The 12320-nt window shown below is 64.7% G+C and carries 14 protein-coding genes and 1 pseudogene; 11 read left to right on the plus strand and 4 right to left on the minus strand.

Translation table 11 applies throughout. The features are described 5' to 3' along the window. Positions 1-40: 40 nt before the first annotated feature. The 5 genes from ABTV68_RS11730 (at position 41) to ABTV68_RS11750 (ending at position 3101) form a co-directional block, all read left to right on the plus strand. Positions 41-418: a WXG100 family type VII secretion target gene (locus ABTV68_RS11730; protein WP_433677599.1), complete on the plus strand. Its 378-nt coding sequence runs from the start codon at positions 41-43 to the stop codon at positions 416-418. An 8-nt stretch (positions 419-426) separates the two neighbouring features. Further along, positions 427-702, plus strand: coding sequence for a WXG100 family type VII secretion target (locus ABTV68_RS11735; protein WP_433673861.1), 276 nt, complete (start codon positions 427-429; stop codon positions 700-702). Positions 703-705: 3 nt separating this feature from the next. After that, complete coding sequence (locus ABTV68_RS11740) at positions 706-2118, plus strand: hypothetical protein (protein WP_433673862.1); 1413 nt, start codon at positions 706-708, stop codon at positions 2116-2118. Further along, positions 2115-2582: a hypothetical protein gene (locus tag ABTV68_RS11745; protein ID WP_433673863.1), complete on the plus strand. Its 468-nt coding sequence runs from the start codon at positions 2115-2117 to the stop codon at positions 2580-2582. The genes ABTV68_RS11740 and ABTV68_RS11745 overlap by 4 nt, the downstream gene beginning before the upstream one ends. 339 nt (positions 2583-2921) lie before the next feature. After that, positions 2922-3101 carry a hypothetical protein gene (locus ABTV68_RS11750; protein WP_433673864.1) on the plus strand — a complete coding sequence of 60 codons (180 nt, stop codon included), beginning with the start codon at positions 2922-2924 and terminating at the stop codon, positions 3099-3101. A 42-nt stretch (positions 3102-3143) separates the two neighbouring features. On the opposite strand, the gene ABTV68_RS11755 is transcribed toward ABTV68_RS11750, so the two are convergent. Then, on the minus strand, positions 3144-4067 hold the full coding sequence (locus ABTV68_RS11755; RefSeq protein WP_433673865.1) for a tyrosine-type recombinase/integrase: 924 nt from the start codon (positions 4065-4067) through the stop codon (positions 3144-3146). A 90-nt stretch (positions 4068-4157) separates the two neighbouring features. On the opposite strand from ABTV68_RS11755, the gene ABTV68_RS11760 reads away from it, so the two are divergent. From ABTV68_RS11760 to ABTV68_RS11775, 4 genes are all read left to right on the plus strand, one after another. Then, positions 4158-4400 carry a hypothetical protein gene (locus ABTV68_RS11760; RefSeq protein ID WP_433673866.1) on the plus strand — a complete coding sequence of 81 codons (243 nt, stop codon included), beginning with the start codon at positions 4158-4160 and terminating at the stop codon, positions 4398-4400. 65 nt (positions 4401-4465) lie between these two features. Then, a complete protein-coding gene (locus ABTV68_RS11765) occupies positions 4466-5194 on the plus strand; it encodes a hypothetical protein (RefSeq protein WP_433673867.1) in 729 nt (242 codons plus the stop codon). Positions 5195-5261: 67 nt separating this feature from the next. Beyond that, positions 5262-5774, plus strand: coding sequence for a hypothetical protein (locus ABTV68_RS11770; protein ID WP_433673868.1), 513 nt, complete (start codon positions 5262-5264; stop codon positions 5772-5774). Positions 5775-5807: 33 nt separating this feature from the next. After that, positions 5808-6704 carry a hypothetical protein gene (locus ABTV68_RS11775; RefSeq protein WP_433673869.1) on the plus strand — a complete coding sequence of 299 codons (897 nt, stop codon included), beginning with the start codon at positions 5808-5810 and terminating at the stop codon, positions 6702-6704. A gap of 19 nt (positions 6705-6723) precedes the next feature. Here ABTV68_RS11775 and ABTV68_RS11780 read toward each other — a convergent pair whose 3' ends face one another. From ABTV68_RS11780 to ABTV68_RS11790, 3 genes and pseudogenes are all read right to left on the minus strand, one after another. Then, entirely contained in the window at positions 6724-7275 is a 552-nt protein-coding gene (locus tag ABTV68_RS11780) for an RNA polymerase sigma factor (RefSeq protein ID WP_433673870.1), read from the minus strand. 242 nt (positions 7276-7517) lie between these two features. Next, on the minus strand, positions 7518-9749 hold the full coding sequence (locus tag ABTV68_RS11785) for an ATP-dependent DNA helicase (RefSeq protein WP_433673871.1): 2232 nt from the start codon (positions 9747-9749) through the stop codon (positions 7518-7520). 61 nt (positions 9750-9810) lie between these two features. Next, a pseudogene (locus ABTV68_RS11790) lies at positions 9811-10200 on the minus strand (hypothetical protein); the annotation flags it as partial. 226 nt (positions 10201-10426) lie between these two features. On the opposite strand from ABTV68_RS11790, the gene ABTV68_RS11795 reads away from it, so the two are divergent. Beyond that, complete coding sequence (locus tag ABTV68_RS11795; protein WP_433673872.1) at positions 10427-10726, plus strand: hypothetical protein; 300 nt, start codon at positions 10427-10429, stop codon at positions 10724-10726. A 374-nt stretch (positions 10727-11100) separates the two neighbouring features. Continuing rightward, entirely contained in the window at positions 11101-12207 is a 1107-nt protein-coding gene (locus ABTV68_RS11800; protein WP_433673873.1) for a hypothetical protein, read from the plus strand. The last annotated feature ends 113 nt before the right edge of the window (positions 12208-12320 follow it).

The raw sequence follows: 12320 nt of genomic DNA on the forward strand, positions 1-12320 counted from the left end.
CAGGTGAGCGCTGCATGGATCGTGGGTGTACCGTGGGCGCATGGAAATCCGGGGGGACTTCCAGGCGCTGAATTCTGAGGGGAACCGCCTGGATCGAATTGCTGATGACGTCGATACTGGCCTCACGCGAGTGATCAGGCACGTCCGAGAACTCCTCACCGGCGGATGGTCGGGAGCCGCCGCGTCAGAGTTCGAAACAGCCTTCGGGCACTGGGAGCAGGCTGCCACGAAGGCTTCAAGTGACCTGCACGCACTCGCGCAGGCTGTTCGTGCAACAGCTGGAGACATGGCCGCCGCCGAACAAGGTCACATGGACCGTGTCAGGCAGACAGGAGCAGCGTTGGACGCCGGTGGTGACACCCACCGTGGATCGACTCCGCCGACGTTCGGATTCGGCCGCCTGATGGGTGACAGCTGATGGGTCACATGGTTCGGCCTGATCAGCTAGACGAAGTGGCGTCGGCGATCGTCGGCATCACGAAGGAACTGGTTGATGCGCTCGAGGAAGCCGACGTCGTGGCCCGACGCATGCAGAGTGTGTGGGCGGGAGACGCCGCGAATGCTCACCTGGATCGGCATGAGGTCTGGCGGGATGATGCCGACCTGATTGCCAGGGCGCTGCACGACCTTCATCATGTGCTCTCGTCCGCTCACGCGAACTACGTGGCCGCGGTGGCCGCTAACACGGCGATGTGGGGCTGACGTATGCAGCTGAGTGTCGACCCGACCGCGTATGCCTCGGCCTCGCAGACCTTCGGTGAGTTTCTCGCCGGCGATATTGCCGCAGTGCAGAAGGCGCTTAATGAAGGGCTCGCCGCGACCACGATGTGCGCCGGCAACGATCCGGCCGGCATGACCTTCGGCGACGCGTACGACCTTGCTGCGGGAGAACTCGTACAGTCGCTGGACGACCTGCGTCGTGGGAGCATCACGGTGGCCGCTCTCCTTCAGCAGTCCGGGTTCAACCACGCCCGCTCTGATGCGGCGTCCACAATCTCAGGCGGCGAGGTCCTCTCCGAGGATGAGCAGACCTACGACCCCGGGTTGGGCCAGTGCGTCGTACCGCCGTCGATCGCGGGTGGTGCGATGGGCGATCCGCCCGAGGGGTGGGAGATTGTCGCAGCCGCCGCCGGAATGGTCTGGCCAGACGGGGACACCGGCAAGCTCCGCGCGATCGGTGCCGCTTGGAGAGGCGCGGCTCAGGGGCTGAACGCCACGTTGCCGTTGATCAGCACCGGACTTACCGCGCTAGCCAGCCAGCAGTCGCCGGAGCTCGACGATGCGCGCACCATCTGCATCTCCTTGGGAAACGTCGTCACAGCTATCGCAGACCAGGCGATAGTGCTGGCTGAGGCCGCCGAGTCACACGCGGACGAGATCGATCAGGCGCACTCCGACATGATCGGTGCCCTGAACGAGTTCCTCATTGCGACGCTGGCGATCGAGGCCGCAGCAGCAGCAGCCGGAGCTCTGACAGCAGGCGCCGGGGCTGTAGCCATGCAGCTCGCTGAGGCGGCAGCGATCGCTCGCACCGCGGAACGTATCTCCCTGATTCTCGCTCGCGTTCTGGCTGCCGTGAGCCTCACCGGCGGACGAATGGTCTGGCAGAGTCTCGATGTCGTCGGGGACGGCCTCAAGGCAATTCTCGCCCGCACACCGAAGATTGCAGAGACGGTGCCAGTGTCTGGTGCGCTCAAGGCGATGGACGACCTCGCCAACAAGCTGTCCAGCTCGCCATGGCCGCTGGGACCTGGCCCGCGAGGTCTCGAAATCGAATGGTGGCATGGTGGGAATCTGCCGCCTGGGTTCCCGACCATTGATCGATTCATCGATGGGCTCGCGATTTCGATGAAGACTATCGACCTCACCGCACCGACGTATCGGTCCGCGAGCGGGATCCGCAGCGTTCTTCGTGGGTACATCCGAAAGCTGGCTGCATTCAAAGGTGGATCTCTCAGCGGTAGGACCATCGATGAGCTTGAGATCGAGGGAAGGATGCTGTACGTGGTTGTTCCGCGCAAGTCACTCATGTCCCCCGAGCAGCAAGCAGCCCTCGCTGAAATGGCGGCGTATGCTCGTGAATTGGGCATTGAATGGCGATTGGAGTTCCAGCGGTGACTGCTCATCTTGTTGAGGTGATGTTGCGGCCCACAGGCCAGCTCTATGTCCAGGTCCTCTCTGCGTCCGCTAATCGCATTTGGTCTGTCGATGGGCTGCCAACGGTCCTTGATTCAGGCACAAGCTCGATTGATCTCGGCGCCGCAGTCCTCGGCGCACTGGAGAAATCTACCTTCGGCTTGGTTGAGGATCCGACTCCATTCGACCTGCCCTCGCAGTCGCCGTTGCTGGCATGGGCGGGCGTGAAGACGTGGTCAACGTACAACCGAGACTGCCGCATCATCCAGGTCCGTGCGGACTACGACCATGGATCCCCGACGACCGTGATCTTGACGCCACAGGCGCGCGACCGTACTGGCGGCTACTCACCGCTGTCTGGGCTTCGCAAACGTGACGTTGATGCAACAGATCCGGCGGAACTAGGAACCGCCATTCTTCTCTCACTCCAGGACGCGACTGCGTAGACCCATGCCGTGACCCCGAGCAACCCGCATGACGTGGATCATGAAGGTAGAGCCATGACTCCGCATTCCGCGACCGCCGAGCTCCGCCCCGATGGGCGGGTTTTCGTTCAGGTCTACTCCCGGCCTCAGAGACAGACGTGGATCGTTGATGGGCTCCCGACAGTGCTGAGTGATGTTGACGATCCCGAGGCGCTCGGTGAGGCCGTCATTGCTGCGCTCGGACGGTCGACCGTGGACGTTCTTCCTGCCCGCGACTTGCACGCGAACCCTCCCTCGTCCGAATTGTTGGCGTGGGCTGGAGTGCGTAGTTGGGCTGCATACACGCGCGGGGTTCGCTCCGTGGATATTGATGCTCGGTACGACTCCGAACTCACAGCCGTGGACATCACACCAGAAGCGCGCGAGCGAACCGGCGCCACGGTGCCGGTGATGGAGCATCGGCGTCTGGGCGTGATGGTGGAAAGCCCTGCCCAGCTCGGACGTGAGATTTTGGCGGCGCTCGCTTTTGCCACGGCCTAACCCCTGAGATGGGTACTCGCCGAACATGTGCAGGACGAAGCGTTACGTGAACAGGTTGCTGACGGCATGCGCACTGGATCGTTCCAGGCGGCCGCGTGCTCGGTCGTAGCGACGAGTGGTCCGGGGGTCGGCTTGGCCTAGTGAGTCCTGCAGGTCGGCCAGACTGACGCCAGCCTCCAGCGCGAGCGTCGCGTGGGTGTGACGGAGCGAGTGCGGCGAGATGATTCCCGGGATGCCAGCGTTCGCCGCGATCCGCCTGATCGTTCGATAAGCCTCGGACTGCTGCCACCTTCTGCCTGTGGAGGTCGTGAAGATCGGGTGTGAGGTGTCGGCCGATGTCCTCGCGAGCTCGGTGCCCTCTGCGGTGCCCTTGCCGAGGTACTGCGCGAGAGCGTCAACGGCGAGTGGGGGCAGAACGACTCGCCCAGCCCATCCGCCTTTGCGCGTGATCGCCAGCACCCGATGCCCGGACTCGAAGCGCAAGTCGTCGGTGTCAGTCCTCAGGGCCTCGCCCACTCGGATCCCGGTGAGGAGAAGAACGTTGCTGAGCGCGTCTGACCGCGGACCGTCGGCGGCTGCCGCGGCAAGGAAGTCTTCCGCTTGCCGTCTCGTCAGCCCCTGAGTCTTCGTGAAGTCCGGGTCGATCTTCGGGCGGCGTACTCGCGTGATCGGGTTGTACTCGATGGCGTCGACTTCCATCGCGTAGCGGTAGAACGACGATGCAGCTGACAGCTTGCGGGCCACGGTCGTTGTTGACCCCGTCATCGATCGGCGCCATGCATCGAGGTGCTTTCGGCCAGCCATGAGCACGTCGACTCCGCCGAGGTCCAGGAAGTCGAACAGCTCCATCAGGTCGCGCCGATACGCCCGGACTGTGTGATCCGAGAGGAGGGACGCCAACCATGCTCCTGCGAGCTCCCCGTGCCGTTGAGCGTTGCTGCCCGACCGCAGTTCGAGGGTGTCCATGCCCACAGGATAAGACGAGTTATCGTGTGGGCATGATTCGCTGGGCATCAGAGCGCTCAGCTTCTGCTCGATGCCGCACATGTGGTGAGCATGGGAACCACATTCGATCAGCGCGGAAACGCCCACCATGGGGCCGGCACTCCGGGTGGGGGTCGCTTTGCTCGCAAGACGAACTCGCCGCCGCCGTCCCCGCTCGTCGAGATCGATGACGAAGAGGACTGGCGTCAGCGGATGGAAGCGGTCCTCAACGATGGCGAGCAGGAGCCTGTGTCCTTCGAGGGCCCTGAGGTGAACCTGCTCGATCGTGACACGTGGGGTGACGTCCCGTTTTGAGCACCACGGCTTTCTGGATCGATGGCGTCGGCGCGCACGCGCAGTCGATCGGTTCGCCAGCGAGTATGCGCGAGCTCATCGCGGCGATGTACACGAACGGACCGCTCCGGATCGATGTCGCGGACCTGACCAATCGATCCGCCGTGCTGGTTCGTGCGGAGGCTGCACCGGCGTTGTTCACCGTCGAGCTGTTGTCCGGCTCCGACCGGCATCTGCTTCGCCCTGCTGCTCGACGCGCGACACATTGCTGGGCCAGCGGGCAGGACGGCGCACTCCCCTCGGATGCGGCTTGGGACGCGGCGGCTGCAGCTGACGCCGTTATCAGGTGGATGTCCAATGAGTCCGTCTCACCAACGGTGAACCTTCAACGTGTGGTTGAGAGTGATGTGGCGCAGCGCCACTCGGAGAAGCGCGTCCGCATGTACGAGGCAGTCGAACAGTACCGGAGGCTCGGTGGGCGCTGGCTCGTCGACCCCGCCGATCTTCATGCTTTCCTGTTGGGCGTTGTCGGCGTGGCCGGGGCAACACGGATGCCGCTCGTCGACGTCGTCAAACGTGCGGACCCTCGCGGGACGTTCGCCGGCGAGGCTCACGACTTCGCAGCGCAGATGGATCTCGATCATGAGACAGCTCACCGGATCCAGGAGCGTTCCAGCCGCGTCCAGTGGCTGACGGGACGCATCCGTACGGCAGTCGCGACCTCTGTCGCCAGCGAGCACGGACCCGAGCTGCAGCGGAAGATCCTCCGATACCTGGAGTGCGAGCTCGGCCGCTCCCCCGTCAGCGCTCGCTGATCCGATACTGTTCGGCAGCCGCACTCATGTAGGCATGAGCACGATCGATAACCTCGGCAACCATCACATGACCGCGGGCACGCCCGGCGCAGGCCAGTTCACGACGAAGAGCAACTCTGCGCCATCCGAAAGCCTGCAACCGTCGGAGGGTGGACGCCAATGCTCCATGTGCAGGGCATCCCCGGCCACGTTCAGGGTTGGCGGGGTCAACCGTGGCTACCGAGCGGCGGACGAGCCGCACTACTGCGTGAGGTGTGCCGCGAGTGAAGCGGCTGAGGGGACGTCTATCGAGTTCGCGCCTCTGCCGCAGCAGCGTGATGAGCGGCTGACCTGGCTGGTCGAGGGTGACGATCATGAGTACGTCACCGTCGAAGCCCTCACAGCCGACGATGCTCTGGAAGAGGCGGCGATGGTGTTCACTGAGCGGTACGACGAAAGGTGCAACGCAGACAGCCTTGAGCTCATCGCTGGATTTCGAGACGAGGACGGCACCGGGTACTCGGATGGCCTGAAGTGGGTGCCTGGCACCGGTGTCGGTGAGAACGACGCGTACAAGATCATCGACGAGGCGAACCTCTGAGCATCCCGCCTCGCCTGCCGCCCTCATGTAGTCATGAGCACTATCGACGACCACGGCAACCATCACGCCAGCAAAGGCACAGCCGGCGCCGGGCAGTTCACGAGGAAGACCAACAGCGCACCCGCGTCCGGGCTCGAGGCGTTGCCAACTGCGGCGCCGACGCCTGAGGAAGTGCGCTCTCCCGCGTTCGCCCTCGAGTCGCTGGCCACGGCGGCTGGCGTCACCGGTGAGCTGATCACCTTCGCCCCTGATGCCGATGGCCGCACGCGCGTCGGCTGGTCGACGGCGGGGTACGGGGATCCGATCACCTCGCGAGCGACGATCGATGACAAGGGCGACCTCGTTCGCTTGGAAGTCGACTGGTCCAGTAACGGTCTCTTCGTTGATGCAGGCGATGACGACCGCGAACTGCATGAGCTCCGACACAAGGTCAACATCGACCGCCTGGTATTCGCTGGCATCCGCGTCCACGGCACTGACAACGACGGCGGGGCATACGGGAATCGATTCACCGGCGGCCGATCAGATGAGCGGCTCTACGACGCGGCCGAGATCTCCAAGCGGATCCGTGAAGACCTGAAGAAGGCGCAGAAGGTTGGCGCTCTCCCCGACCACCTCACGTACCGGGTCCACACGAGCAAGTTCGCCGGCGGCCAGTCGATCACCGTCTCATGCGAGGGCATCACGGACGATCAGCAGTACGTGATGACTCACGACGGATTCCGCGGCCGACATCCCTGGGCTCACGAGCTGAACCGGACAATCTCCATCATCGGAGAGCAATGGCAGGATGCCGAGGTCGAGTCGCAGACCGACTACTTCAACGTCCTCTATTACTTCCAGGTCGAGCTGCCTGATGAGCGCACGCAGCAGTGGCGCGAGGAGGAAAAGGCCCGTCACGCTCAGAAGCGCGCGGCCAGGAGCAGCTGAGCTCCAGGTCGCCACCGCCTCAGGCCGCCTTCCCAGGCGTCGACAACGCGCGTTTCAGGTTCGCTCGCGCGCGGGCGACCACGTTCGAGACGGCGTTCGGGGTGATCCCCATCAGCTCACTCACCTCCCGTGTCTTCAAGCCTTCGACTTCCATCAGCCACAGCAGGTCGCGATGCCGAGGTGGTAGCTCCTGAAACGCTGCCTGAAGCACCACCCGAGTGTCCGTCTCCTCGAATCCATCGTCGAAAGCTGGGGGCATCTGCCAGTCATCCATCTCGTCCAGCGACGCAAGAGGCGCGCCCTTCCACTGCTTCGCGGCAAGATTCCTGATCACGGTCAGCACATACGCGCGGAATCGATCATCGGGGCCACCGCCACGAACGATCGCCTGCAGCGTTGCGGTGAACGCCTCGGCAACCATGTCGTCAGGGTCCGCCACCCGAGCGACGACTCGCGCGCACTGCTGCGCGGCGTCCGCATAGCGCGTCCAGAGGATCCCGTACGCATCCATATCGCCGGCTCGAACGGCGCGAATGAGCTCACCGTCAGAGCGTTCGTGTACTGCCTGCATAGCGCACTCCCCACACTCGCGTCCGCACGTGAGAGTGCGTGACGGATCGACGAATAGCGGGTCGATTCCCACGCCTTCCCGCATCCCAGGAGCGCGCCATTCCCGTGGCGCGATCTGCAGATCGGGTCTCTGCATACTCCCGATTCGAAACGTACTCCCGGGATTCCAGCGCGCTCGGGAGGCTGAGGTTACAGTTCAGCCACTGTGATCACAGCCGCGGCAAGCACGCGACCGGAGCCCCATCAGGGACGTGCTTCGAGCCACGCGATCGCCTGATCACGGGCCGCGAACTTCTGCCCGAATGGGTACAGGGCCTCCATATAGATCTGCCTCGTCGGCTCGGGGTACGTGATCGGGCCCGGCTTGCCACCAGGACCCTTCAGCAGACGCGGATCGAGGACGGCGACCATCCCGCGGTCCTCAGTGTGCCGAATGAGCCGGCCAGCTGCCTGACACAGCAGGAGGGCTGCGTCCACGGCGTAGACGAAACGGTCCGCCGCCCAGCGGTCACCGGTGCGAGCCTCAAGCTCCTCAACCCGAGCATCATCGATCGGGTTCGACGGGGAACGAGGGATCCGGTCGACGATCACGAGGCTGTTGCCCTCGCCGCTCACGTCGACACCAGTCATGAGGGACTTCGTCCCGACCAGCACTGATGCGACATCCTCACGCCAGTCCGTCACGAGCCGTGACGTCGTTCCACCATCCCACTGCGAGTGGATCGTCAGGTGCGGGAGCGCTCGGCGGAGGTGCTCGGCGTACATCTTCCCGTCAGCCGCTTTCGCAGCCAGCACGAGGGCCCGTCCCCGGTTCGCTCGCACGAGATCGGTGATGATCTTCATCGCCCATGCGGGGTGCTGCGACGAGTCGAATGAGCGCCGGTTCCGATACCCCTCTCGGGTGAGGACGTGCAGCTCGGCTTCCGATTCCAGCTGCGGAATGAACAGCGCGCTGCCGGCGTAGGCGTCCTCGAACGGTGATGGGTACGTCCGACGTTCTGCGGTGAGGCCGGCCTGCTGCGCGTAGTTGATCGGGAGGGTCGCGGACAGTGCTGTCACCGACAGGTGGTAGGTCTCGCCATTCTCATCGGTCGTCGTCCAGAGGTTGTCGTTGAGCATCCACCCAACACTGATCGGTGAGATGTTCGCGGCAGCCCAGACACTGCCGTCGCTGCGGGGCTGTTCACGCTCGATCCAGCGAGCCCAACCCGTTCGATGCTTCGTGAGGGACCGGACCGTTGCCCGCATCTTTTCGATTCGGTCAAGCACAGCAACGGCCTTGATGCGCTTCGAGACGTCGCTCTCGTCCGCAAAGGGCGCCAGCGCTTTCGCCCCGATCTCCGCCCACCCCCGGACGACTTCCTCGATCTCCCCCACGGGATTGTCGTTTTCGCCAAGTCGTCGGACGCCATCTCGCTGACCCGCGAGGAACTTCGACAGCGCCTGATCCACGTATCGAGCGACCGTTTCGGCTTCATCGTTCCAGCGCTGCAGGCGACCTGACGGTCGTCCGGCCGCTCGGTATGCCTGGCGGGCGATCGACAGGATCTGCCCTCCCGAAAGCTTCGTGGCGCCCTGAGAGCGAACATGACCAGGAAGGGTGTGGGCCTCATCAACGATGATGTGGTCAATGGGTCCGAACTTCGAGGAACCAACGATGATCGGCAGGCCGAGCGCAGCTTGGACAGCGAGGATCGAGTGGTTCGTGACGATGATGTCAGCGTTCGCCCCCTGGTCCTTGGCGAGTTGCGCCTTGCTGATGACCCCGTAGCGTGAGCCGTCGTCTGCCTCCGAGGATGACGACGACACGGTCTGCCAGGCAGCGACGGTGTGCTCGATTGGGCAGGAGTGGCGGTCGCCCACATCGAGTGCGTGCTGGGCCGTGTACTGTCGCAGCGCCCACACGACGAGCTTGCGGAACGCGGACTCGCTGCCCGCATCAGGGAACTGATCAAGCCCTTTCAGGCGGCGCCCATCGGTCAGCTCCTCTGCCAGCGTGGTGTACGAGGTGGCGTTCGTGTTGCCGGTGAGGGTTTGGGCGGTAGCGATCACCTTCGCAGGATCGACGTAGTTCGCCACGCCCTTCACGAATGCGACCGTGACGGGCCGCTCCGGGTACAGGGCCGCGGCAGCTGCCTGGACGGTGTGGACATCCTTGTCCTGCAGCTGCCCCATGAGGGCGAGCGAATCGGTGGAGAGGACCGTACGCTCGTCATGCTCGATCGCTGCCGTGAAGGCCGCAGTGAGGGTTGCCAGCGACTTCCCTGAGCCCGTCGGGGCGACCGCGACGCACGCGGTGTGCGTGCCGATCGCCGCATCGATGTCTCGCCGGAGACTCGCCTGCCCAGGGCGAGGAAGTGCCTCCGGGTTCCCGGTAGCGACCCTCACCGCGGCGGTGAGCAGTCCGAGCGGATCGGCGGTCAGGTCGCCCCGAGATTCAGTAGGGATCAGCTCAGCGATGGCGGCAACGGTCATGCTCACCACATGCGCGGCGGTACTTCCGACCGCTTGACCATGTGCGGGCTTCGCCGCCGAGTCAGCGACGACGCGGGTGGTTCTTGTGCTTGCACGCTGCGGAATGCGCACGCGACGGGTTCACGGCAGTGAACTCGCGTGCCCGAGCTGCGTCAAGGGTGCCGTCAGACGCTGCGGCTCGCTGTGCAAGATCCCAGTTGTACAGGAACTGCTCGAACTTGTTCCCCGTGCCATCTCTCGGGGCGCAGCCGCCGTTCGACTCCACGAACTTGGCGTAGCGTGCGAGCCTGCCATCCCATGTCAGGTCGACGTGCGCGGACCAGCCAGGAACCGCGCGGTCCAGGGCACTGATGCGGTCTGCGGCCAACCGGTCCAGGTTGAGTTCGTCGATCTGGCGGTAGAGCCACTTTCCCAACGACGCCTCGCTTGCGGCGGTCGAAGTTGCATCGGGCGCTGAGCCATGAGCTGTGGTCCAGGCAACGTACTCGGAGAGCCGACGCTCCCAAGCCGTCCACCCGTTTGTTCAGCAAGGACGGGATCCGCTTCTGCAGGATTCTCGCTCGAACGTTGGGGTTTCGGCAGCCCTGGTCTTGCGCGCGGAGCGTGCGCCGCTGGTGGCTTGCCCACATCCCGAGCCCTCGTTCGTATGGCGTGGTGCCGATGCCGTTCATCCGTGGATGCTCGCCATCATGATCCTTCACCCACAGCTCGTACTCGCGCAGCCGATCGAACCAGCGTCGGTCGTGGTCGTGGCTGGCCCATCCGTCGATCAGGTTCAACGCCGCAGCGGTGTTCGGGTCGAGCTGGCCCGCCTCCTGCAGCGCTCCTGTGTTCTGCATCCACAGGGCAAGCTCGCGCTCTTCGGGTACGTGAGCACGCGGGTATGCGCCATCGTGGGTTTCGACGAAGTGGCGGTACTGAGCGATGAAGTAGTCCATACCTATCTCATGCGCGGCACGTGCGCGGTGCGGACATGATCGCGGGCCACCTCGCGGATGGGGTTCTGCGATCCACGCGGGTTCTCGCCGCAGGGGTGGGGTGTGAAGGAGGCGTAATGAGCTTGCCGACAATGGATGCCCAGGGGAACCTGCACCGATCGACGGGGCCCGGCGGCGGCCAGTTCGCTGCCCGGCCTACGCCGCCTCCGGCTGGAACGTTGTCGGGGGCTGCGGAGCTCCTCAGAGCCAAGGTCCGGATCAACTGGCGTCAGCTACTGTCTTCGGCGTTGCACGGCATTCCGGAGAGTGCGGAGCGTCTATCGCCGGCGGCCCGTTCATCTGCGTCGAGCCGGTCTCGAGCCGATACGGTGCCGAAGCACCGGGAAGGTGGTGTTCCGGCCTCGTCACCGACTGTGGACGCTGCGGCTTCTCCGATCCAGTCGTTCATCACGAACGTCTCGATCCCTTCCTACACGTCTCGTCAAGCGCCCATCTCGATCGTGGTCTCTGGTGCCGCGTCGGCGTCCGGCGACGAAATCGCACGCGAGTACCGGCAGGTCGACGGCCAGCTGTTCCGTCAGGTCTGGGGCGTTGAGGACCGCGAATCAGGTCGGGTCATCCCTGTCGCCCCGCAGGCCGCAGCCTGGGGCGAGGGATCTGAGCGTGGAGCTGCGGGCGGAGCGCTGGCAGGTGGCAGGCCGGAGAACCAGCAGCGACCGGTGACCGCTTCCGGGGAACATCGTGGCGACGAAGCTGCGGTGGGTGCGGATGCGGGCACTGGCGGGAGTGCAGGTTCACCGGTCTTCGCATCCCCTCAAGTGTGGGCGCCGTTCGAGCCCGGCCGGGTCTACGAGCTTCGCCCCGTACCCGCCGACGAGGAGTGGCTGCGTCAAGAGGCGGAGCGCTCCCCTGCCGTATCGACCGCGACAGCGGAGGAAGCCGCGCGGGCTGTCCAGGCGCGCATGGATCAGTTTGCCGCCATCGACGGTGCCGTCTGGCAGGTCACGCCGGAGCCTGTGTATCGCGCGCCGGTGGTCGACGACGCACCGTTCACCGAGCCGCTCACCGTCGCTGTGTTGCCGGCACCTGACACCTCGATGGCCGCCGCGGATGTCGGCTATTTCCCGGCCGACAGTTATGCCGAGGCGATCCTCACCATGCACGAAACCGCGGCAGCGGTGGGAGTGTCCGTCGCTCCTGGGCAGAACACCGAGGATCCACCCATCCGATGGCTTCGAGAGCTCGGGCTCATCGACTCCCCGCTGACGGACGAGCACGAGTGGCGCAGCGGAACCCCGCTGACCATCGAACCCAGCGAAACGCTCACAGAGGGAACCTTCCGCGATCGACTCGCTTCATTGAGGGAGCAGATTGTCACGATTCCAGGTGCGGTCACGGGGGATGTCGGCTCGTTCCTGGTGGTCGGGGACTGGAAGCTCGACTTCGCTGCCCTCACGCGCCAGCAGCAGGACGAGTACCGCCGCTACATCATCTACGGGGTTGAGCATGGCCTCATCTGATCGGAAGGGCACCGTGACACAGCCCATCCCTAGGAGCCGATCCATCAGTCAGATCCTCTGCCGGGCAGGTTTCACCAGCGCCGGCATCCGCCATCGCGCGTGCAGGTTCGTTG

Origin of the sequence: Microbacterium gorillae, from assembly GCF_050990725.1 — a bacterium.
Lineage (GTDB): Bacteria > Actinomycetota > Actinomycetes > Actinomycetales > Microbacteriaceae > Microbacterium > Microbacterium gorillae_A.